General features: G+C 38.5%; 19 protein-coding genes and 2 pseudogenes. 19 read left to right on the top strand and 2 right to left on the bottom strand.

Going from position 1 to position 24,534, the window contains the following annotated elements; genetic code table 11:
* Positions 1–933: tyrosine-type recombinase/integrase (locus ACFINY_RS07315; RefSeq protein WP_375700956.1), on the top strand; the 933-nt coding region annotated here is incomplete at its 5' end.
* Positions 934–1,267: 334 nt separating this feature from the next.
* On the opposite strand, the pseudogene ACFINY_RS07310 reads toward ACFINY_RS07315, so the two are convergent.
* Together ACFINY_RS07310 and ACFINY_RS07305 are read right to left on the bottom strand one after the other, a co-directional pair.
* Positions 1,268–1,396 (bottom strand): annotated as a pseudogene (locus ACFINY_RS07310) (hypothetical protein); the annotation flags it as partial.
* A gap of 1,151 nt (positions 1,397–2,547) precedes the next feature.
* Positions 2,548–3,273 carry a hypothetical protein gene (locus tag ACFINY_RS07305; protein ID WP_375638527.1) on the bottom strand — a complete coding sequence of 242 codons (726 nt, stop codon included), beginning with the start codon at positions 3,271–3,273 and terminating at the stop codon, positions 2,548–2,550.
* Between the two features lie 398 nt (positions 3,274–3,671).
* Here ACFINY_RS07305 and ACFINY_RS07300 point away from each other — a divergent pair, with 398 nt between their 5' ends.
* The 18 genes and pseudogenes from ACFINY_RS07300 (at position 3,672) to ACFINY_RS07215 (ending at position 24,502) form a co-directional block, all read left to right on the top strand.
* Entirely contained in the window at positions 3,672–3,995 is a 324-nt protein-coding gene (locus tag ACFINY_RS07300) for a TrbC/VirB2 family protein (RefSeq protein ID WP_375613587.1), read from the top strand.
* Positions 3,996–4,304 carry a type IV secretion system protein VirB3 gene (locus ACFINY_RS07295; RefSeq protein ID WP_273723684.1) on the top strand — a complete coding sequence of 103 codons (309 nt, stop codon included), beginning with the start codon at positions 3,996–3,998 and terminating at the stop codon, positions 4,302–4,304.
* 22 nt (positions 4,305–4,326) lie between these two features.
* Positions 4,327–6,681 (top strand): VirB4 family type IV secretion/conjugal transfer ATPase, encoded by a 2,355-nt coding sequence (locus ACFINY_RS07290; RefSeq protein WP_375700955.1) that lies wholly within the window; start codon positions 4,327–4,329, stop codon positions 6,679–6,681.
* The gene (locus ACFINY_RS07285; RefSeq protein WP_375610596.1) at positions 6,678–7,163 is read left to right on the top strand and encodes a type IV secretion system protein VirB5; all 486 of its coding nucleotides are present in this window, start codon (positions 6,678–6,680) and stop codon (positions 7,161–7,163) included. Before ACFINY_RS07290 ends, ACFINY_RS07285 begins: the two co-directional genes overlap by 4 nt.
* Entirely contained in the window at positions 7,150–8,136 is a 987-nt protein-coding gene (locus tag ACFINY_RS07280) for a type IV secretion system protein (RefSeq protein WP_375610597.1), read from the top strand. Before ACFINY_RS07285 ends, ACFINY_RS07280 begins: the two co-directional genes overlap by 14 nt.
* 210 nt (positions 8,137–8,346) lie before the next feature.
* Entirely contained in the window at positions 8,347–8,649 is a 303-nt protein-coding gene (locus ACFINY_RS07275; RefSeq protein ID WP_375610598.1) for a type IV secretion system protein VirB7, read from the top strand.
* Positions 8,603–9,307 carry a virB8 family protein gene (locus ACFINY_RS07270; protein WP_375610599.1) on the top strand — a complete coding sequence of 235 codons (705 nt, stop codon included), beginning with the start codon at positions 8,603–8,605 and terminating at the stop codon, positions 9,305–9,307. The genes ACFINY_RS07275 and ACFINY_RS07270 overlap by 47 nt, the downstream gene beginning before the upstream one ends.
* A complete protein-coding gene (virB9, locus tag ACFINY_RS07265) occupies positions 9,304–10,170 on the top strand; it encodes a P-type conjugative transfer protein VirB9 (RefSeq protein ID WP_375612192.1) in 867 nt (288 codons plus the stop codon). The genes ACFINY_RS07270 and virB9 overlap by 4 nt, the downstream gene beginning before the upstream one ends.
* Positions 10,163–11,323 (top strand): type IV secretion system protein VirB10, encoded by a 1,161-nt coding sequence (gene virB10, locus ACFINY_RS07260; RefSeq protein WP_375700954.1) that lies wholly within the window; start codon positions 10,163–10,165, stop codon positions 11,321–11,323. Before virB9 ends, virB10 begins: the two co-directional genes overlap by 8 nt.
* Entirely contained in the window at positions 11,320–12,390 is a 1,071-nt protein-coding gene (gene virB11 / locus ACFINY_RS07255; RefSeq protein ID WP_375612190.1) for a P-type DNA transfer ATPase VirB11, read from the top strand. Before virB10 ends, virB11 begins: the two co-directional genes overlap by 4 nt.
* A 65-nt stretch (positions 12,391–12,455) precedes the next feature.
* On the top strand, positions 12,456–12,671 hold the full coding sequence (locus ACFINY_RS07250; RefSeq protein ID WP_375612189.1) for an antitoxin VbhA family protein: 216 nt from the start codon (positions 12,456–12,458) through the stop codon (positions 12,669–12,671).
* 10 nt (positions 12,672–12,681) lie between these two features.
* Positions 12,682–14,316 (top strand): BID domain-containing T4SS effector, encoded by a 1,635-nt coding sequence (locus tag ACFINY_RS07245; protein ID WP_375700953.1) that lies wholly within the window; start codon positions 12,682–12,684, stop codon positions 14,314–14,316.
* 155 nt (positions 14,317–14,471) lie between these two features.
* Positions 14,472–16,388, top strand: coding sequence for a Ti-type conjugative transfer system protein TraG (gene traG, locus ACFINY_RS07240; RefSeq protein WP_375612187.1), 1,917 nt, complete (start codon positions 14,472–14,474; stop codon positions 16,386–16,388).
* Positions 16,389–16,904: 516 nt separating this feature from the next.
* Entirely contained in the window at positions 16,905–18,533 is a 1,629-nt protein-coding gene (locus ACFINY_RS07235; RefSeq protein ID WP_375612186.1) for a BID domain-containing T4SS effector, read from the top strand.
* 248 nt (positions 18,534–18,781) lie between these two features.
* A pseudogene (locus ACFINY_RS07230) lies at positions 18,782–18,964 on the top strand (type IV secretory system conjugative DNA transfer family protein); the annotation flags it as partial.
* Between the two features lie 1,195 nt (positions 18,965–20,159).
* Positions 20,160–21,758 carry a BID domain-containing T4SS effector gene (locus ACFINY_RS07225; protein ID WP_375700952.1) on the top strand — a complete coding sequence of 533 codons (1,599 nt, stop codon included), beginning with the start codon at positions 20,160–20,162 and terminating at the stop codon, positions 21,756–21,758.
* 309 nt (positions 21,759–22,067) lie between these two features.
* On the top strand, positions 22,068–23,201 hold the full coding sequence (locus ACFINY_RS07220) for a BID domain-containing T4SS effector (RefSeq protein ID WP_375612184.1): 1,134 nt from the start codon (positions 22,068–22,070) through the stop codon (positions 23,199–23,201).
* Positions 23,202–23,542: 341 nt separating this feature from the next.
* Positions 23,543–24,502, top strand: a complete 960-nt coding sequence (locus ACFINY_RS07215) for a BID domain-containing T4SS effector (protein ID WP_375612183.1) — start codon at positions 23,543–23,545, stop codon at positions 24,500–24,502.
* The last annotated feature ends 32 nt before the right edge of the window (positions 24,503–24,534 follow it).

Genomic DNA, 24,534 nt, shown 5'->3' with positions numbered 1-24,534 from the left:
GGAACGCAAGAGTTTGTTGATAACTACAAAAGCGCACTTGCCGAGTTACAAGGGCTTATACTTCCTAAATCAAAAACTGGTAAACTTGTTGAAGGTTCATTTGCATGGCTGCTTAAACAATACTTTAACAGCTCTAATTGGCATAGCTACTCTAATACTACAAAGAAACAAAAAGAATACATTCTTATGAAGATATGCGACTCCATAGGAAATATTCCATACCAAGCAATTGAAAAGAAACATATCATAGCCGGTGTTGAACGGCGCAAAGAAACACCAGCAATGGCTAGAAACTTTCTGAAAGCCCTTAATGGACTTTTTAATTGGGCAATTGATCAAGGTCTTTTGGAAAATAATCCAGCTTTAGGCGTCAAAAAACCTCCTCTTAAAAATAAAAGCGGCTTTCCTGTTTGGACAGAAGAAGATGTTGAGAAATATTATCAAAGATGGTCCCATGGTACCCATGAACGTGTCTGGATTGATGTCCTTTTGTATACGGGCTTGCGTCGTGGTGATGCGGTTCGCATTGGCTGGAAAGATGTCAAAGACAATATTATTCATCTCAAAACAGAGAAAAGTAAATTCCAAACAGATGTCTTTCTACCTATTTTACCGGAATTAGCCAAAACGCTTGAAGCTGGTCCTATTGGAGTAGAAACATTCATCTGTAGTAAAACTAATCAAAAACTCTCCAAAGAAAGCTTTGGCGATACATTTAGAGACGCTTGTAATGCTGCTGGAATTAAAAAATCGGCGCATGGATTAAGAAAATTAGCAGCAACACGCGCAGCTAACTCTGGTGCAACAGTATCACAATTGAAAGCACTCTTTGGCTGGACAAATGATGCTATGGCATCTCTTTACACAAAGAGCGCAGACCGTAAAAGGTTAGCTATAGAGGCGATAAAAAAGCTTCAAAAAGATGAGGGATAGAGGCAAAAAAACTCAATAGAATCAAGATTCACCTATTCCCCCATATTAGACATAACTATTTTATTTTACTTGCTTTTTATATACCCTTTACGAACAGCGTCGCAAAATAGGCTTGGATACCTTGAGAGATATTTCTATAAGACAATGCTATCCAGTTCTCTCATGATTATAATCCTCAATCTGATAAAGTTGAAACAAACAATAGGATTGCGAATATGATTTGGGGAGCTCATCTGAAAGATGAAAAATGATAAAAAAATTCCGCTATAACAATTGAAGAAGCGAGCATTCGTTAAGCCGTAACTTCTTTATTTTAGAATTTTTATATCACACTTTACTGTTGAGATGCATGACCACGGTCTGTAACATCAAGCTTTGGCGAGAAAAACATTTCAGTATCTGCTTGTAAAACATTTTGACAGTTTTTAGATTCCTTAACAGCTTGTCCTGAAAGAGAACACTTCGTTCCCCATTCTTCTCTTAATTTTGCATCTTTTTTTAAATCTTCTACGCTATAGGTTTTTCACACCCCACGACGAATAATAGAGTCATGCATAATAAATAATTTTTTTCATTTTACTCCTCTTTAAATACCTTATCTGTTAATATTATCCCCCCCAAATGAGGGTTGAATTTTCACACTGTATGAGAATACAGCCCCACTATCCACTTGCTTGCTTTCAAAGTGAACACTCTGAGTAAAGTAACGCAAGAAGAGCTCACAATAGCCATCGTATGAGTTTGTCATAAAATACAATAAGAAGGGAAAGAGCCCAAACTGAATACAAACGATGAAATCAGAAGGCGCATTAATGCTTTTGTTCAACTGATTTCAAATAGTTACATTGCAATAGGCATCGCCCTTAGCCCTATAAAAAGCCTATGAGCATTATAAGACTTAAGTCTCACGATCATTAAACCACAAAGCTATAACAAAAAAGTATGAACTCTTTTTACCTATTTGTATGTTGATTATTGTTCCTCCATCGAGGCCTAAATAGAAACGTTTTGTGATATATAGAAAACAATCAGCAATGCAAATCATTTTACGAAGATTTCTTCGTATAGAGTCTATTTGAAATCCATCCATCATTTGAAAGTCTGAATTTAAAAGCAGATAATTATGAAAGCTTTTCAAGGAATGCAACAGATTGATCACTTTTAAAGAAGTAAAAAACGTGATCCAATCCTGAAGACAAAAATTCTGATGAAAAAACTTTTGCTATGAATTCTTTTAAGGCATTGTGAAAGATTTTATCCGTTATATCAAACGTTACACCATTTTTGGGTCTGTTTATTTTTTACTTTTATCAACACCGCTCTAGAAATCCGTTTCTTGAGCGTTTTTTATCGCCTCACTTTCTCCTTCAAACACAAATACTCAAAAATGCTTTGCCACCAACAATGACATTTTCCCGCTTTTATAAAACACATAAGTAAAAATAGAGAAGCGATTTTGAAAGCAACCCTCCCTTGAAAAGGAAAGTACCATCCATTTACTTCCTAAACGAAAATAATCTCACCGTTTATTCAAATTTGCTCTACGATTTGGTACAATTTTATTGATAAAGTTTTCTCTATAAAAATTTAAGTAAATATGTTCGTTAAAACCAATCATGGACTAGCAAAGGGGTTATAGGATCCATTATCTCGCCGCCATTTTAAAGGTTCAGTGAAATCACTCGACCAAAGACCAATCTTATTGCCACGTGCTTTTTCTTCCGCATGATGATACTGGGCTGGAATAGGATTTTTCCCCTCTTTTGAGAGTACCAACATACCTTCTTTAAGACCTTCCTCAGCTAAATCAACCCCTTGAACAAAACATTGCGCATAATAAACACCATTGTGCATCAAAGCCTGTTTACAGGATAAATCCTGCCCAAGTGTTTTGGTGACAAGCCAAGCCGTTGTAACCGCACCACAGGGCCATTCTTGATCATTTAATCTTGCTTTTTGACGGGGTGCACATGTGTCAACACCATAAAGATGAATATCACGGGAGATATGTGAGCGCCAAGATTGTGCAGCAGGCGTCAGTAATTTAAATGTAACCCCACTTGTAACAGAAGCCTTACCATGAAAAACAACAGCATTATTTGCAACATCATTTAATGAAACACTCTTCTGCAAATCGAGAGCTGGTTCATTTTTTTCTAATTGCTGTTTGGTGATAGATCTACCCAACTTTTTTTCTTCTCGATAGAGATCAACAATATCTTGGATATCTTGCGTCTCAAATGTTTTAAGAATGCTGAAATCCATTTTATCTTTATATTGGCTTAATCCCCACACCGTAGCCCCCATAATGTAAATAATAACAATCAATTTAAATAGCATCTCTTAACACGCTCGCTCAAAAAATTCGTTTTTTTCCTATCATGTCAGATTATTGATCAGCAATCCCCTTGTTTTTAAAGAAAAAATCCAAATATAAGTGTTGCAGATTAACTACATTTTGTAAAGAATGATATTCTTTCTTTAATTATTTTAATATTGTTATTTTTACCAATATACACAACTTAAAATTGCCATTTTCATGTAACACAATCTCAATTTGAAAAGACTTCTGTCTCTTTACGAAGAAGAGCTTGAGAGTGCACAGATCCACGATCAAGGCTTTTAAAACAAACAAACGAGAAGAATTAAACTGTCATCAAATGACAGCACTTTCCAGTTTGTTAGAGGCAATGGAATGTCGACATATGAACAAATATTATTTGTTAAAGAGAGGTAAAATGACAGATAATAGATTCCAAAACATCATTTTTATCGTGACCATGCTGCTTTTTACGGCAGTTTTTGTATCTGATTTTTCTTATGCTGCTTCTTCTACTACTGGTGGAGGTGGTCTGGGAAATCTTGATGGTGTTTTAGGCAACATTGTCACAATGATGACGGGTCCAACGGCAAAGCTTATTGCTATTATATGTGTTGCTGCTGTGGGGATTGGCTGGATGTACGGCTTTATTGATTTACGCAAAGCAGCTTACTGTGTTCTGGGGATTGCTATTGTTTTTGGTGCCCCTGCTCTTGTCGGTAAATTAGCGGGCACAACATAAATGAACGAAGATACTCTTTTCCTTGCCTGTACGCGCCCAGCCATGTTTGCTGGTGTTACAATGGAAGCCATGGCGCTCAATGTCATGGCGACATCCATTCTTTTCATTTTGACCAGTGATTTTACCATGTTTGGTCTTGGGATTGGGATACACTTTATTTTGCGAGAAGTGACAAAGTACGATCACAACCAATTTCGCGTATTATTTGCATGGCTCAATACCCGAGGAAAACAAAAAAACCTCAACCGATGGGGAGGAGGTTCAACCTCCCCTTTACGCCTTATCCGCACTTATAAGGAACTAAGCTGAAGGAACGAAATTGGTGAAACAGATGTCAATAATGAAACGGGAAACTTTGCCTGAAGAATATATTCCCTATATACGCTACATCAACCAACATGTCGTTGCTTTAAATTCACGCTGTTTAATGGTTGTGATGGCTGTTGAGGGTATAAATTTCGACACCGCGGATATTGATCAATTAAATTCTTTACACAACCAATTAAACACCCTTTTAAAAAATATCGCAGATGAACGGCTTGCTTTATATTCTCACATCATCCGCCGCCGTGAAACGATATACCCAGAAGGTCATTTTCTTTCATCTTTTGCAACAACATTAGATGAAAAATATAAAAAGAAAATGGTTTCGCAAGAACTGTATAGAAATGATCTATTTATTTCACTGGTTTGGAATCCGGCCGCGGATAAAACAGAAAAGCTGGTTTCATTTTTTCAGCGCTTGAGCAAAGCGAAGAAAACACAATCTGAGCCCGATGAAGAAGCTATTCGTAAACTCGAAGAGTTAAGTCAAGATCTTATGCAAGGTTTGGAAGAGTATGAAGTCCGTCTACTATCAATCTATGAACATGAAGGACTTTTATTTGCCGAACAAAGTGAATTTCTCCACCAGCTAGTGGGGGGAAGACGTGAGCGTATTCCTCTCACATTTGGAACTATTGCTTCAACAATTTACTCGGATCGTGTTATTTTTGGGAAAGAAATTATCGAAATTCGCCATGAAAGCAATGAACGCTTTGTGGGCATGTTTGGATGGAAAGAGTATCCTTCTAAAACACGCCCAGGTATGACTGATGGTCTGCTTACGGTGCCATTTGAATTCATTTTAACACAATCCTTTGTCTTTAAAAGTAAGGCAGCCGCCAGTGCGATTATGAGCCGCAAACAAAATCAAATGATCAATGCAGCTGACCGTGCTAGCTCACAAATCGATGCACTGGATGAAGCGCTAGATGATTTAGAATCAAACCGTTTTGTTTTGGGAGAACACCACATTTCTTTAGCTGTTTTTGCTGATCATCCCAAAATATTGTCTGAAAACTTATCAAAAGCACGTTCCCATTTAACCAATGGGGGAGCCGTGATTGCCAGAGAAGATTTAGGATTGGAAGCAGCATGGTGGGCACAGCTTCCTGGAAACTTTAGCTATCGTGCGCGTTCAGGCGCCATTACCAGCAGAAATTTTGCTGCTTTATCGCCCTTCCATTCTTTCCCTGTTGGCAAACTGAACGATAATGTTTGGGGAGCTGCTGTCGCATTGCTAAAAACACAGGCTGGTTCACCTTACTATTTTAATTTTCATTATGGCGATCTTGGAAACACATTTGTTTGTGGTCCATCAGGATCTGGTAAAACAGTGATTGTTAATTTTCTTCTTGCACAATTACAAAAACACAATCCAACTATGGTTTTTTTTGATAAAGATCAAGGAGCAGAGATTTTTGTACGGGCTGGAGGAGGGAAATACAAACCTTTAAAAAATGGGCAGCCCACGGGTATTGCTCCCTTAAAGGGCATGGAATACACCGAAAAAAATAAAATCTTTCTTCGTAATTGGATCTTAAAGCTGGTGACCGCTGAAGGGCAAATCGTAACAGAAGAAGAGCGACAAGATATCGCCAAAGCCATTGATTCCTTGGAAAACTTACCCCCAACCCAGCGCTCTCTTGGTGCCCTTCAACTGTTTTTTGACAACACATCCAAAGAAGGAATTGCCATACGGCTGCAACGCTGGATTAGAGGCAATGATTTAGGATGGGTTTTTGATAATGACCAAGATGATCTCAATTTAAATGCGCAGTTCATTGGCTATGACATGACCGATTTCTTAGATAATGAAGAAATTCGGCGCCCCTTAATGATGTATCTCTTTCACCGCATTCTTGATCTGATTGATGGGCGGCGCATCATTATCGTCATTGATGAATTCTGGAAAGCTTTAGAAGATGATTCATTTAAAGCTTTTGCGCAAGATCGGCTAAAAACAATTCGTAAACAAAATGGCATGATGCTCTTTGCAACACAAAGCCCTAAAGATGCTTTGAACTCAACAATCGCGCACACAATCATTGAGCAATGCCCCACCCAAATATTTTTTCCAAATCAAAAAGCAAATTACAATGATTATGTCGAAGCTTTCAAACTTACTGAGCGTGAATTTGAACTGATACAGTCAGAGTTAAGCAGAGAATCCCGTCGTTTTCTCATCAAACAAGGACAAAGTTCCGTCGTTGCAGAACTTAACTTACGTGGAATGAATGATGAGATCGCCGTTTTAAGCGGCACAACAAAAAACATTGAACTCATGAATGAAATTATCAACGAATATGGAGCTGACCCTGACAAATGGCTGCCCATATTTTATCAAAGGAGAAAAAATCAATGAAAAAATATGGCTTAGTTACACTGTTATCTTTTTCTTTTATTTCTCATGCAATATCACAAACGACACCCGATGTAGATGAATATTATAAACAAGCACTCGAGAACACACAAAAATTAAATGCTGCAAAATCAGAAACAGCTGAAACTATTTATAAAACAGCAACTGACACTGCAAATAAAATCAAAGAAATAAATCATCAATTTGAAAATATTCAATCAAAAAAAGACACTAAGCCTGAAGAATTGCAAGCCCTTCAACAAGAGCTTCAAATAAAACTTTCTCTTCTTCAAGCCGATCTTCAAGTGAATTCTTTAAAACTTCAGTCTCTTGATATGATTCAAGCAAGAGATACGAAAACAAAAGACGAATTGCGTGAAGAAAAGGAACAACAAAAGCATAAACATATTGAAAAACAGTTAAAAGAAAAAGAAAAACAATTAAAAGAAAAACTTGAAAGTGCGCGTACAGATGTCAGACTTTAGTTTTTCTCCCTTTGAAAGCGTTTCTGGGTATATTTTAAAACCCCTCGATAATGTGATGGACACAACGGTGAGTGGGCTATCTTCTGCTATTTCAGCGCCCTTAAATCTCGCCGCAATCATTTTTATCTTTCTTTATGGCTATAATGTTATGACAGGTCGTGTTGCGCTTTCCATGCATAGTCTTCTCAATAATGTTGTTAAAATCGTTGTTGTTACAACAATGGCAACGAATGCGGATACATTTAATACTTATGTCAAGGATATTTTCTTCAATGATTTATCCAATGCTATTGGGAATGCGCTTAACAGTAATCCTGCAAGCTCCAATGTTTTTGATTATATTTTGTTAAAGGCAAGTTCACGTTATCAAGAAGTCTTATACAATGCTTGGTTTTTTGAAAAGATCATTGTGGGTCTTCTTGGTTCTATCATGCTTCTCGCGGTTATTCTTTTTTGTATAGGTGGTTTTATTGTGCAAATGTTTGCACAAGTTGCACTCGTCATGATTATAGGTCTTGGGCCTCTATTCATTAGTTTGTATTTGTTCAATGCAACGCGAAAATACTCCGATGCATGGATTACAACTTTGATCAATTTTACCATTTTACAAGTTCTCGTAATCATGCTTGGAACCATTATATGTCAAGTTATCCTACAGGTTCTCAAAGTTTCATATGAATCAATTTATGTTCTTTTTCCCCCTGTCATCGTCATTTCGATCATAGGAGTTATTATCTTCCGTGCGCTTCCTGGTATTGCAACAGCGCTGGCCTCTGGCGGACCATACTTTAACGCTGGTGTCTCTTCAGGAGGACAGATTTTTACAATGCTTTCCAATGGTGCAAGAGCGAGTGGCAATGCAGTAAAAAGTGCTACTTCACAAATCTCAGGAGCTGCCGGTAACGCTGTTAGAAGTGCGGCAGGGGCGGCAGCAAAAGCAGGTAAATCTGGAGGCGGTCGTGGTCGATTTTAAGATAAAACACCTCTTTAAAAGAATAAGCATTTTTGTTTTTGCCTTGTGTGCGCCCTTTGGCGTACACGCCATGATCCTGTTCCAGATAAGATCTAACATCTTGGGTCTAACAATAAAACCAATCAAAACCTTGCATCACATAAACTTGTAAAAATGTTCAGAACAAAGGCTCTCATGCATTGTATTCCAAGATATTTGTGAGTTCAAAAAATGAAACGAAAAATAACTTTTGTTATGGTCCTAACAATCGCTCTTACTGGTTGTGCCTCTTTGAGTGGCCCTAAAAAACCACCACGCTGTAATGGCAAACATACACGCGCTTTAAATAAAGATAAGTGGAATTGGGACAATAAAAACATTGTCTACCCAGAAAAGAGTGTAAAGCCTGTTACCACTCCCATCATTCTCAATACTTTGGAAAGTGAAAAAGTAACAGCCAATTCAGCTTTATTAAAGCCGGTTATTCATGAAGCACGATCTGATAAAACTGTGGAGGTTATGCGTGAAAAGTGATGCCCTTGAAGAATATATAAAAGAAGCGCGCTCATTTGACATTGATCGCATGCATAGCATGCGCGTGCGGATGAAAATCTCCATGGCTTTAACAGTGCTTTTTGGATTGATGACAATTGCGCTGGCTTTAGCTGTCGCAGCTTTGACACCTTTGAAAACGGTAGAGCCTTTTGTTATCCGCGTTGATAACTCAACAGGTATTATTGATACTGTAAGCGCCCTAAAAGAATCCCCTAACGACTATGATGAAGCGATAACGCGTTATTTTGCCAGCCAATATGTTCGCGCTCGTGAAGGTTTTCAAGCATCAGAAGCAGAAAACAATTTTCGCTTAGTCTCTCTTTTATCTTCTCCAAAAGAACAAAACCGTTTTGCAAAATGGTACGCGGGCAATAATCCAGAAAGTCCGCAAAATATTTATCATAACATGATTGCTACGATCACAATCAAATCAATCTCTTTTATAAGTAAAGATCTTATCCAAGTTCGTTACTATAAAACGATCAGAGACTTGAATGAAAAAGAAAATATTTCCCATTGGATTTCAATCTTAAATTTTTCCTACGTGAACGCACACATTTCAACGTCTGATCGTCTTATCAACCCTCTTGGTTTTCAAGTATCGGAATATAGATCTGATCCAGAGGTAATAAAATGATCAGACTTTTACAAACAATCTCTTTAATTTTTACGATCACTGTCAGCTTTCACACAGCTCTCTCACTTGCGGAAACAGCGCCTGTCAGTGCACGTAAAGATAACCGCATCAGATTTGTCAATTATGACCCCTACAACGTCGTACAAATCATTGGCTCCATTCGCTCTTCGGTTCAACTAGAATTTGCCGTTGATGAAGAAGTAACCTATGTAGGAATTGGAAATTCGGTTGCTTGGCAAGTTGCACCGGCTGGACACTTTGTTTTTCTCAAACCACGTGAAGTTCAGCCTGTGACAAATTTACAAATTGTCACAAGCCGCCAAGATGGAACACAACGCTCTTATCAATTCGAGCTACAAGTCCGTGAAGGCGATGTTTCAGCCGGCAATGAGACGTATTTCTTGGTAAAGTTTCGTTATCCAGAAGATGAAGCCTTACGTAAGAAATTAGCCGAAGCAGAAAAAGAAAAACAACGTGAAGAAAACTTTGTCAATGATATTTTAAATATCCATGAAGATTTTGGACCACGCAATTGGGCTTATGAAGCTCAAGGCTCATCTCTTATTGAACCTGCTTCTGTCTATGATAATGGGAAAACAACAACCTTTACCTTTTTAGGCAACATTGAAATCCCTGCCATTTACATTGTATCGCCTGATGGGCAAGAAGCGCTTATTCCCAAATCGATTAAAGGCAACAAGGTTATTGTTCATGCAACAGCTGCACAATTCACGCTACGACGTGGGAATGAAGTATTGTGCATCTTTAACAAAAGGTTCGTACCAAAAGGAATTAATCCTGAAACAGGTACGACATCACCATCTGTACAACGTAAAGTGAACCTAGGAAGCAGCCATGAATAACACCGTGGATGAAAAAAGCATTAATGATCGCGATACAATAAAAAATGCTCAAGGGAAAAGTCAACAGAACAATGTGGGGAAAGCTATTGCTCTTATTATTCTTTTCAGTGTCTGTCTTTATTTAGCCTATTCAACACTTGTTACAGACAAAAAGCAACCAATTGAATCTTCAAAAGAAGGAAAAGTTATAAAACAAACAGAGCTTTTTCATCCTGCAAAGCCTACCCCTCCCCCCTTTGAACAGCCTCAACGAAATAACGCTCTATTACCAAAAGTCGAGCTACCAACACCAAACATCAATCAATTAAATTCTGATAACTCACTGCTGGAGGCAGCACAACGTGCTCCTGTATTAGCTTATGCAAGTACACAACAAGGCAAAATAGATTCACAAACAAATAATGGTGCTTTGCCTCACCAACTTGAAAGCAAACCTGATGAAACGACACAACGTTTTAATCATCTTCTCAAACCCACAGTGCTTGAAGGTATTCGTGCTTCAACCCTTGGCAATCGAAACTACATCATCGCGATGGGAACTTCTATTCCTTGTATTTTAGAAACAGCCATCAACAGTGATCAACAAGGTTTTGCCAGTTGTATCATCTCCAGAGATATCTTATCAGACAATGGTCGTGTTGTGCTTCTTGATAAAGGCACCCAAATTGTTGGTGAATATCGCGCCGGATTGAAAAAAGGCCAAACACGTCTCTTTGTACTATGGAATAGAGCAAAAACCCCCAATGGTATCATTATATCTTTAGCTTCACCGGCAACGGATGCTTTAGGGCGTTCTGGTATGGATGGAGATATTGATAACCATTGGCTCGAGAGGATTGGGTCTGCGCTTCTTGTCTCACTAATAAAAGATGCAACACACTATGCCAATAAACGTTTATCAAAAAAACAGGAAAAAGAAGAAACTGAAACAATCTCTTCAGGACAAAACATCGCAAACATTCTCGTAGAAAATTACGCCAATATTCCTCCAACATTATCCAAAAACCAAGGGGAAATGGTGAATATCTTTGTTGCCCGCGATTTAGATTTTTCCAGCGTTTATAAATTGAAAGTCATCGAAAACAAAAAACAGATTATCAATCGAGCTGTTTCAAGAAACTTTTACAAAAATTCGGCGGTAACTTTAGAATGAACTCAAACTTACATACCATGAGCGATGAAACCGTTGCGATTGTTCTCACAAAACTTGAACCCATCAGTGCTTTTTTGAAAGATGATAGACTCTTTGAAATTGTTATCAATCGTCCCTATCAAGTCATGATTGAAGGATTTGATGGATGGAAAACAATAGAAGCACCGGGGCTCTCTTTTAATGAGCTTATGGGGATTGCGAAAGTTGTAGCATCCTATTCCAAGCAAAACATATCGGACAAAAACCCAATATTATCTGCAACGCTACCAGGCAATGAGCGTATTCAAATTGTCATTCCACCCGCTGTCGAAAAAGACACGATTAGTATGACAATTCGCAAACCGTCATCGCAGAGTTTTTCTCTCGAAGAGCTCGCAAATAAGGGCCTCTTCTCGCTCTGTGAACAGGTCTCTTTCACGCCCTTGCATGACTATCATTCTCGTTTTAACGAACTCAAAATCATCGAGCATAACTTAGCTCATGCCTACTGTAATAAAGACTTTGTCTCTTTTTTAAATCAAGCTGTAGCATGCCAGAAAAATATTTTAATTGCGGGAAAAACCGGTTCGGGTAAAACAACATTATCAAAAGCATTAATCGCCAAAATCCCTCAAGAAGAGCGTATTATCACCATTGAAGACACGCAAGAATTGGTGATACCACACCCTAACCATGTCTCAATGTTCTATTCAAAAGATGGACAAGGCTTAGCCTCCGTTGGCCCCAAAGAGTTGCTTGAATCATCTTTACGGATGCGTCCTGATCGTATTCTTTTGCAAGAACTTCGAGATGGTACAGCCTTTTATTATATCCGCAATGTCAATTCAGGCCATCCAGGTTCCATTACGACGGTTCACGCATCAACAGCCCTTGCAGCCTTTGAGCAGATGACCCTTTTGGTCAAAGAAAGTGAAGGCGGTGGTGATTTAGAGCGTGATGATATTCGAGGCCTGTTGATTTCAATGATTGATATCATCATCCAATGCAAACGGATTGAAGGAAAATTTAAGGTCACAGAAATTTATTACGATCCCTTCAAACAACGAAACATCTTTGGAGGTGACTAAAAGAAGATCACACCGGCTGCCAAAGGTTCTTTTAAAGCAACGATTGCAAATAAGAGAAAAAATGCATGAAAATCAACGAAACAGAAAATAGAGAAAACCTTTTATCGATGACAGAAGAAGAATTAAAAAAACGCCGTGAAGCCGTTGAAGCAGCCATCAGCACCCATGCGATAGAGGGAGTAGCGCTTCATCCTACAACACTCAAAATTTTAGAAGAATACGCAAAGGGGAATATTTCACTCGAGGAATTTAACACTCTTATGGATAACGTAAAATTATAAGGAAGCTACAATGCCAAAAGCAAAAGCAAAGACAAAAAATATACAGACAGTTTCTCCCCATCATTATGTCTACCCAAACACCACAACACTCAAAAATAAATATGGAATAAAAGACTTAAAATCCTTTCTGGAAAAATGCTCACATGATACAGCAGAAGCAATGGTTAATCTGCGTGAAGCCCCCTTACCAGAAAAGTTTGATAGCTCCTATCTATGCTCTATTCATCACCACTTATTTAAAAATACCTTTGAATGGGCTGGATATCTGCGCCATCTCCCCTTTACATTTGAAGATGGCACCACAGCCGCCATGCCCGAAATGAAAAGAACAGGATGGGAAAATCCTTTTGCACTCGGCGATGAAATCCAAGACGGTTTACAAAAATTAGATCAAACGCTTGCCGAAAAAGATAATTTGCAAGGCTTAACACGTGAGAAATTTAACGCTGAAGCAATAAGCTTATTTAACTTCCTTCACCAACTCCATCCTTTTAGGGGAGGAAATGGACGTACACAACGGGTCTTTTTTGAAAATCTCGCCAAAGCCGCAGGGCATCAGCTTGACTTTTCACTTGTTACAAAAGAACGCATGATGCTCGCCAGTGTTGCTGTAGCAGAAAATGGTGACCTAGAGCCAATGCAACATCTGTTTGAAGATATCTCTAATCCCAATAAAATACTTCTTTTAAAGGAATTCATGAACAACATGAAAGAACTTGGGCGCAATGTTAATGATCGTCCTGTTATGGTTGCAAAAGAAGGTGAAACTTACACAGGTACCTATAGGGGTGCTGGTTATGATAGCTTTGCTTTCAATGTGAAAGGCGCTTACATCATCGGCAATAAAGAACAGCTCACGCCAGAACAACTCAAAACATTAAAACCTGGTGATAGATTTACTTTTACCGTTCCCAAAACAAAAAAGCTTGAAAGCATTCTCATTCCACAAGAAAGATTAGCCCCTTTGACAGAAAATGAAACGGCCCAAATGGTTGCAGAAGATTCTTGTGTCCACGCAAGCCTAAAACAGGTTCAGCAATTGTCAAAAATTGTTTATGGTAGTACAAAAACATTAGACAAACAGATGGTAGAAATCATCAAAAATCCAAACTTAGGCCAACCGCTCGCCAACCAGATTGAAAGAGCACCGCACTCTATTTCTCATCTTGCCGGTTTCAGTTTATGTGGACTACAAAATCAGGCACGTGCAAACGCTAAAAATCATCTTGAGATGCTCTGTACTGCCGTTGTAAATTTTGCCCATGCAGTGAGACATGCTGAAAAGGAAATTACGCAAGAACATGCAACAGAACAAAGTCGCCTTGCAAAAATGGTAGAAATGCCAAGTCAAAGCTTACAAAACCTCTTCGCCTTGCCAAAAGAATTACAGCAAGAAGCTTTAGCAAAAAATCCTTTATGTCAAAAAGAGCTCAGCAACTTTGTAAAAAAGATCAACACCCGTCTCTCACCAAATGAACATAACGCAGTTCAAAATAATGATTATGGAACATTGACTCAAAGCATTGGTGTATCAGAAAATAAAGCCAAACAAATTACACAAATTATTAAGCAAACCAAAGAAGTACACCAGCAAGCACAAGTATGCACAATGCACCGTTCCAAAGCATTCGCTATGGCCTGCTAAGAATAGACAAAACCTTCCTCCTTAATGAGAAAGGCTCATAAACGAAAACTGTTTGGCGTTATCTGCACCTTTGCAAAAAGAGATGAGAGTTCATATCACACACTTGGAAAAGAGCACTTCGCAACATATTCTGACAGAATTGAAAGTAAAATACAATGAAATATACCAAAACACAAATGGTACTCATTTTAACACCGATCGCTTTAGGTGCTTTAACGATATTCCTTGTCCCTCATTTTTTATTGTTTATAACAAATGGACTAAAAAGCGATCAAATTTATTGGACACTTCGTTCTGAGCCTTTATTAGTCTTAGCACTAACGGCTGCTGTTTCATTGTTGTATAGTCTCTCGCAAAAACTGCACCTGCGTAAAATGATCACTTTTGTCTCCGTTGTCTTTTTTGGAACAACCGCTCTTTACTATATTAGTGGTGAAATAAAACGTTTAAGTCCCTATGTTGGCCAACAAGGAATAACATGGGGCTATGCTCTTCAATTCATGGACCCCATGGTTGTTTTTGGCATCATCATTGGTGTTTTTTTTTCCATCATTCAATTCGTAACAACCCTTCCCCCTAAAAGTAAGGTCAAGCGTGCAAAAAAAGGTATTTTTGGTGAGGCCGCTTGGATGAATTTAAGAGAGGCAGCAAAAATCTTTCCTGCCAATGGGCAAATTGTTGTGGGTGAAAGATACCGTGTCGATCAAGATAATGTGTGCAACATTCCCTTTGCACCTAGCAATAAAACAACATGGGGAAAGGGTGGAACAGCCCCTTTGCTAACCTTTAATCTTGATTTTGGTTCAACTCATATGATCTTTTTTGCTGGTTCTGGTGGCTATAAAACAACAAGTACAGTAGTTCCCACGTGTTTAACCTATCCAGGGTCTATTATTTGTCTTGATCCTTCAACAGAAGTTGCCCCAATGGTCAAATTTGCGCGTCAAAAAATGGGAAATAGAAATGTCATTGTTCTCGATCCCAACTCATTGTTAACAAAAAACTTTAATGTCATCGATTGGCTTTTAGACGACAGCGTACCACGCACACAACGCGAAGCGAATATTGTAAGCTTTTCAAAGTTGCTTCTTACAGATAAAAAATCAGACAATTCTTCAGCGGAATATTTCTCAACACAAGCCCATAATCTATTAACAGCTCTTCTTGCTCATGTTGTATTTTCTGATGAATATGAAGACAGCGAGCGCAATTTAAAAACATTGCGTGGTATTCTCTCTCAATCAGAAACAGCTGTTGTTAATCAATTACGCATGATTCAAGAAACAACACCTTCTCCTTTTATTCGTGAAATGGTTGGTATTTTTACAGAAATGGCAGAACAAACCTTTTCAGGGGTTTATACCACCGCCTCAAAAGACACCCAATGGCTTTCTTTATCCAATTATGCAGATCTTGTCTGCGGAGATGATTTTTTTTCCTCAGATATTACCAATGGCAATACAGATGTTTTTCTCAATCTCCCCGCAAGCATTTTAAACAGTTATCCAGCTATTGGACGTGTGATTATTGGCGCCTTTCTCAATGCCATGGTTACAGCAGACGGTAACTATAAAAAGCGTGTTTTATTTGTCTTAGATGAAGTTGATCTTTTAGGCTATATGAATATTTTAGAAGAAGCCCGCGACCGTGGACGTAAATACGGTACATCCTTGATGCTCTTCTATCAATCCTCTGGCCAGTTGGTCAACCACTTTGGAGAAGCAGGAGCACGTTCATGGTTTGAAAGTTGTTCCTTTGTCAGCTATGCTGCCATTAAAGATCTCCAAACTGCCAAAGACATTTCAGAACGCTGTGGTCAAATGACCGTTGAAGTAACCGGAACGAACAAATCAAGAGGCTTATCTTTAGGAAAAAGTTCATACAACGTCAATTACCAACAAAGAGCCCTGATTTTACCCCATGAGGTTATTCAAGAAATGCGTCAAGATGAACAAATTATTCTTATGCAAGGACAACCCCCTTTACGTTGTGGACGCGCCATCTATTTCAGAAGAAAAGAAATGTTAGCCGCAGCTGCAAAAAACCGCTTTGCTCCACAAAAGAAAAACTAAAAAACACCCTCTAATGGAGGCCATGCATCAAAACAAAAACATCAAAGGATAAAAGCAGAGATTCTATCTCATAAAAGCCTATAAAGAAGGAATTCCCGCTTGATACAACAAGAAAAATATGGGGAAAAGTCTTTAAATGATGGTATTATGCCTGTGCTTACCAATGCCAATTTTCTTTATAAAGCACTCTCCTCATCTCCAAATAATAAATACCAATCATATCTATGCCTTGAGAATCCTATCAGGAAACTTTTGAAGGCACCGCTTTTATAGGGAAATTTTTCTACAAAAAAATTAAAAGACAATATGCATGAAAACAACCCAAATGAACCATTCTCTCTCAGTAAAAGAAAAAAGTGCCAAGATAAAGATTGATACACTCAAAAACACCTACGAATTTGAGGGATTTTTTCCTCACCCAAGTCTCAACATCTCAAAACAATATGCGTGGGGGATTTTCAAACAAAAAGTTTAACACACTCTCATAGACAATGTAACATTATAAGGAATATAACAATGCCCAAAGCAAAAGAAAAAACAAAAGGAATTCCCTCACCCCATAATTATATCTATCTTGGTACCCAAATTCTCAAAAATAGATATGGAGAAACAGATTTAAAACGCTTTCTGGAAAAATGCTCACATGATAGGCAAAAAGCCATGATCAATCTGCGTGCAGAACCCCTGCCAGAATATTTTAATTCAACTTATCTATGCCATATCCACCAACAATTGTTTAAAAATACCTTTGTATGGGCTGGACATCTGCGCCATATCCCCTTCGCATTTACAGACGATAGCATTGCCGCCATGCCAGAAATGAAAAGAATGGAATGGGGCAATAATTTTGCAACCGGTGAAGAAATCCCTGAACTCTTACAAAAATTAGATCAAACGCTTGCCGAAAAAGACAATTTGCAAGGCTTAACACGCGAAGAATTTGTCAAGGAAGCAACGAGTCTATTTTATACTCTTCACAAAATCCACCCATTCATAGATGGCAATGAGCACACAGAACAAGTCTTTTTTGAAAATCTTGCCAAAGCTGCAGGACATCAGCTTGACTTTTCGCTTGTCACACAAAAACGTATGATGGCTGCCTGTAGCGAAGCAATGCAATATAGCAATACACAACTGTTGAAAGATCTTTTTGAGGATATCTCCAATCCCCCCAAAATACGTCTTTTAAAAGAATTTATGGACCACATAAACAATACGGGACGCAACGTGGATGATCGCCTTGTTATGGCAACAAAGGCAGGAGAAACCTATATAGGAACTTATAAAGGTTGTTATTCAGAAGGTTTTATACTCGATATGCAAGGAACTTACATCATTGGTAGCAAAGATGATCTCACACCAGAACGATTAAAAACACTAAAACCTGGTGATATCATTACCTTTACCGCCCCCAACAGCAAAGAGCTTGAAAACACGCTTATTCCAAAAGAAACATTAGCGCCTCTCACAAAAAGTGAATGTGCCAAAACAGTTGCGCTAGATAGTTACGTTCTCAAAGCTCAAAAGCAAGTCCGAGCTTACGCAAAAGCTGTTTATGGTGACGCAAACGTATTAAACGAACAGATAGAAGAGATTATTAAAAATCCAGAATTAGGCAGACAGTTTGCTAATCAGATTAAACAGGCACCGCACTCTGTTTCTCCTCTTGCAGGTTTTAGTATATGCGGTCTACAAAATCCGGCACGTGTACACGCTCGAAATTATCTTGATGTGTTCTCTCTTGCAATTGAGAATTATGTGTATACTGTAGAAGCTACCTATAATATAGTCACTCGAGACCATAAAATTAAACAAGAACGCCTTGGAAAAGCGGTAGAGAATCCCAGTCAAAACTTGCAAAATATTTTTGCTTTATCACCGGAAAAACAAAGAGAAATCTTGTCTCAATCTCCTCAATTACACCAAGAGCTCCGTACTTTTATAAACAGTTTAGAACATCGTCTCTCATCAAACGAATGTAGTGCGATCACAAACAAAGATTATGAAACACTTGCACAAAGTATTGGTATATCAGAACAGAAAGCACGAGAAATTACCGACATTGTTCAAAAAGCAAGGAACACTCATAGCCAATTCTACACACGCACACAAAATCGTTCAAATACACTTGCTATGGCCAACTAAAAAATATGAAACTTTGTTTTTTTGATTTAAACACCTATGTGAAAGAGATATTTTAATATTCTTATCATACATGCAAAAAACAGACTACTTAAGCGCCCTACCACCAATTTTGCACATAGCATATACACCATATCCAAAGCAATTGGACAGGATAATTGTTAATTCCTTTTAAACGTCATGATTACTACCGACGAAAGCTACAAAAGCCTATTTTATTTGTCTTAGATGGAGTCGATTTTCGTGGTTATATGAATATTTTAAAAAGAGCACTCATTTTACCCCACGAAGTTATTCGAGAAATGCGTCAAGATGAACAAATTATTCTGATGCAAGGCTCCCCTTCGCGATGTGGTTGCGCCATCTATTTCAGAAGGAAAGAAATGTTAGCCGCAGCTGCAAAAAACCGCGTTGCTCCACAAAAGAAAAACTAACTTCTTATTATGAGATCTTGACTATGAAAAGACCAACCACAAAAAAAACATACATTTCTATTTTTTTAAAACCCGTTAACAAAAAGTTTTTGACCGCTTCTTCATACATAAGGAAAACATGATAAAAAATCCGTGTTTTTTCCTTTTTGTATTTTGTGTATCGTTTTACCAATACCCATCGTCTTTACAAGAAAGTCCCCCCCCTCAAATCACCTATAACCAAACCAACATTTCCACTTGAGAGCGTCCTGAAAATACATTCCTACAAAGCTTTTTGTTTATAATTTATCCCCTACAAACAAGCAAAAACATTTCACAACGCTAATCACCAATATCAAGACTTAAGAAAAAAAAACGGTTGATCTTTGAGACAACAACTCTCAAAACACCTACACTCAAGAACATCGATTTTTCCCAAAAAATATTTAAGATATACATCAAAATGAATAAATCATTCTTATACAAGCTTTTCCCTCTTTACGATATCATAAAGTGTTCTATTTTAATGATAAAGCGCTGAAAAAGGCTTTTCTCCCCAACCAAAGAAAGGGTTTCCTCTCTTATGGATCTTAAAGCAGCGCAATATAATAAGAGCAACAATACAAAAATAAAAAACATTTTGTTGCAAAAATACACAAAAGAGATGTTCGTATGGCAAGATATTCATATGGAACAATAAGAAAAACATAATGGAGAAAAATTTTTGATGACTGCTTTTACCCATAGATTCACCAATCTGAGAGCTGTGTATGAAAAGTACCAGCACCATCCGCTAACCAAGAGCGATTACACCCGCTATATCCACGCTCCTCATCAAAGCGCTCTTGCAAACAACTTTGTTAAAGGAAAAAACAATTTTAAGCAACATTTTTCTTTTTGACCTCTTCCTTACACCTCAAAAAACGAAGACTTTACCCAGAGTCAATTTATAGAAAATCCATTTTCTGACTACTTATGGGATTCATATCAGCGTCCTAAATACCAGCATTTTACAGTACAAGATAATAAACAAAGGAAACATCAGAAAAGCTTTTCAAAAGCATCACAAAACGATTGATACATCCCATACACTGGAGGGAAAAGTGCTCCCTCTCATAACAACCAAAATCTCAAAAGAATACGCGAAGGGGAATTTTTCACATGCAGCGTTTAAGACGCTCATCAACCACCACCCTACCTACTTAGGAGAGATTACATGTTAGAGCAAAATTATCTATATAAAGGAACCAAAACACTCAAAAATAAATATGGCATCAAAGACCCTAAAAAACTGTATCAACGCAGTACCCATGACGTCACTAAAGCAGCCGTCAATTTTCGCCATGAACCACCCCCACGAAAATTTGATGCTTCCTATCTAAAACTAATCCACTGGAGCCTCTTCTACAAAACTTTTGAATGGGCGGGCCACACCCGCGATACATCCTTTACATTTGAAGACGGCACCTCTGCCCATATGCCGGCGATGCGTCCCAAAGGTTATGAAATTCCTTTTGCTATTGGAACGCAGATTCAAAAAGAACTCACACAACTCGAAAAAACACTTAATGAAAAGAACAATTTAAAAGGTTTATCGCGCCAAGAATTTGCTGAAAATGCCGCTGAAGTTTTTATGGCGCTCGAGCACGCACATCCTTTTAGAAAAGGGAATGGGCGCGTCAATCGAATGTTTATGGAAAAACTTGGACAAGCAGCAGGATATACCATTGATTTTTCTTTCATCACAAAAGGACGCATGACAGCAGCCTGTATTGAAGCCATGCAATATGGCAATCCCCAACCGATGAAAGATCTTTTTGAAGATATCACCCATCCGCAAAAATCCCTTGTTTTAAAAGAATTTGTCTCCCAAATGAGAAACGCTGGACTGGATGAAATTAACGATCGTGTTGTTGTTGCAGCAAAGGAAGATGTAACCTATGAAGGCGTCTTTAGAGGTTTTTCAGCAGAAGGTTTTGTCATGGAAATAGAAGGGGCTTTCGTCGTCGGACACAAAGATGATCTCACCCCAGAACAAGTCAAAACATTACAAAACGGTGCCCGCCTCTGCTTTCAAAAAACCAACGTTCAAAGCTTAAAAGAAACACTGATCCCAAAAGAAACATTAGCCCCTCTTACCGATGAAGAGTTATTTGAAAGGATTTCAAATGACGCTTATGTTGAAGGGAGTCGAAAAGAAATCGAAAATTTATCAAAGACTGTTTATGGTAAAACCCACACCTTAAAGACAACATTAGATATCATAACGGTAGCTCCAAACTTAGGAAATCAGTTTGCCGATGAAATTTTACAAAACCCTCAATCAATTTCTAAATTTGCAGGGAGTAAAATACTTGGCATGAAAAGTTCAAATCGCAGACAAGCCGAACAGGCTGTTCCACAACTCAGCCAAGCCCTTAAAAATTATGGCGCAATAACACAACAAACAAAAGATGCAATTCTAGAGCAACACCAAAGAGAACAAAATCGCCTGAACCACACTGTCGAAAAACCTAGAAAAAATTTACAAAACCTTTTTGCCTTACCAGAAGAACAACAAAGGGAAGCTTTATTGCATTCTCATTCACTGCGACAAGAACTCCATACCTTTTCACGACAACTACACAATCGTCTATCCTCAGAAGATCGTAAAGCCATACAAGAAAAAGACCATACCAGACTAGCGTGCCTCCTTGGGACATCGGAAAGCAAAGCAAAAGAAATTGCGAATACAGTAAAGAACACCCAAGAAGCACAATGCCAAGCTCGCAGCTTGAAAGTTAGTCGTTCCTCATCGCTGGCTCTTACCGGCTAAAAACGCGTAAACTTTTGCCTTCCAACAGAACTCTTTATGCCAATCATTTTATCTCCATTGCGCCCACCAATTGTTTTAAAATGTTACAAAAGATAGTCCTAAAAATGAATCCTATAATTTACTATAACTTATTGATAATATTTCATAAAAAAACTGTATAAAAGACATAAATGTCCATTACATATCAATATGAATAGCGCGAAGTCTTTGGAGACCATTCAGTTTGATATTCTTCTTTTGTCTTAAAAAATATCAAAAAGTGGGAAATGCGCCAAAGAGGTTTTCTAAAAATATTGAAAGGAAACAGCCATGAAAAAAAGTCACCCACAACCAGCCCCCCAGAACCCACAACCCCAGAGCCAAGCCCCCCTCTACGCAAAGGTTAATAAACCACCCAAAGAACAGCGCACCTCACCTCAATATACACTTCAACAACCACCAGAAACGGTTTATGCTCCCAAAAAGCCACTTGACCAACAAAACCTAGGAGCTTCTAATGTAGAAGACCTCTACGCAAGGGTTAATAAGCCACCCAAAGAACAGCGCACCTCACCTCAATATACACTTCAACAACCATCAGAAACGGCCTATGCTCCCCAAAAGCCACTAGGAAATCCCTATGACAGACTTGGTGAAAGACCAAGTGATGGGCGACGCACCGACAAACTCGTAAACCCCTATTCAATAACGGATTTGGCAGCACAAAATTGGCAAACACCCTACGACACAGTTGGTGAAGGTGCACAGGGTGGACGACATCCCCAAGAACCAGAACATCTCTATGCAGAGCTTGAAGTTGGTGAAAATGGTAGGCACTCTCCCCAAAGACCACTCGAATCCGTCTATGCAACGGTTGGCATGGGAGCTGAAGGCGGGCAAGAATCTGAACAACTAGAAAATCCCATCTATCAAGGCGTTGGCGGAGGCAGAATCTCCCCTCCCAGAACCCCAAAAGATGTGGTTACAACAAAGCTTTTAACAAGCGTAGACTTTCAATATGGTGTAAGAGAAACGCAAGAATGGTGCAGAGTTGTTTATGGTAACGAACATGCTTTGAATCAACAACTGGCTAAGATTCTTGACGACCCTCAAAATGCAGAAAAAGTCTTATGGAGCCTTGCAGAAAATCCTGAAAGCGCTGGTAAGCTTGCAGGTCACAAAATACTTGGTGTAAAATCTCTAAGCCGCAGAGAAGCTGAAGATGGTTTTTCTCCCCTTTGCTCAGCTCTTGAAAGGCATATACATACGGCACAAAAGCTCCATAAACAGTTTACACGGGAGCATGAAAGAGAAAGAGGTCAAAGACAAGAAAGTCCAGAAAGAGACCCAGAACACAGACATCACCACCATCATCGTCATGCAAGAGGACAAGAACAAAATAGTCCAGAGCACAGCCCACAACAACAAAGACATGGAGAAAAAGGAATGGCTTTTGCCATGTAAGGGGAGCATAAACATAAAAACAGATAGTTTTTGTTTTTCATGTAATTTTTTTTCAGTGAGTTTCTTGGTGCAAATCATTTTATCGTGATTGCACCAAGAATTGTTTTAAAATATTACAAAAAATAGTCCTAAAAATGGATTCTGTAATTTATTATAACTTATTGATAATATTTCATAAAAAAACTGTATAAAAGACATAAATGTTCATTACATATCAATATGAATAGCGCAAAATCTTTGGAGGTCATTCGGTTGGATATCTTCCTTATATAAAAGTTATCAAAACTAAAAGTGGGGAATGCACCAAAGAGGTTTTCTAAAAATATTGAAAGGAAACATGTATGAAAAAACATCATCCAAGCCCTTCTGCAAATCCAGAAGCCCTCTATGCAAAAGTTAATAAACCAACCAGAGGAAACCAGCGCGGTCCAACCCCAGAAGAGGAAGTTCTATACGCATCAGTTAGCACCTCTTCCCCTCCTTCAAGAGACAGACATCATGCTCAAAGGAGTGAAGATCCTGAAACCGACTATACAACGGTTGCTTCTCCAAGACATGAAACTGATGTTCTATACGCATCAGTTAGCAGCGTTACCCCTTCTTCAAGAGGTAAACATCAAAGGACAGAAGATCCTGAAACCGACTATACAACGGTTGCTTCTCCAAGACACGAAACTGATGTTCTATACGCATCAGTTAGCAGCGTTACCCCTTCTTCAAGAGGTAAACATCAAAGGACAGAAGATCCTGAAACTGACTATACAACGGTTGCTTCTCCACAACAAAGAGGAAGATCTTCATCTTCCCTCACAACGGAACAAATAAGTGTCATGCTTTTAAAAAATCCACACGTCCAAGCACATGCAGAAGAGATCATGCATTGGGGTAAGATTGTTTATGGCAATGACAAGCTTTTCCAAGAACACTTGCAAGGAATACTTACAGATCCCAGTAAAGGAAAAGAGCTTTCAGATCGACTTGCTGAAAATCCTGAATCTATGCATAAGCTCGCTGGCCATTCCGCACTTGGCATAAAAAGTCAAGCACGCAAAGCAGCTGAAGACGGTTTTAAACCGCTCATTGATGCCATTGATGGTTATACAAAAGCTGTACAAGACGCAACAACAAGACTATCGCAAACCCCTATGGCAGAACAAAGACGTCGTCAAGAAAATTCTCAGCAAGTTGAGAGACACCATCATCATCGTCATCATCACACAAGAGGACAAGAACACAATAGTCCAGAGCACAGCCCTCAACGACAAAGACACGGAGAAAAAGGAATGGCTTATGCCATGTAAGGGGGCATAAACATAAAAACAGATATTTTTTG

The sequence above is a fragment of the Bartonella sp. AA23NXGY genome, assembly GCF_042197165.1.
Classification (GTDB): Bacteria; Pseudomonadota; Alphaproteobacteria; order Rhizobiales; family Rhizobiaceae; genus Bartonella.
This window is presented reverse-complemented; position numbering and strand designations above follow the sequence as displayed.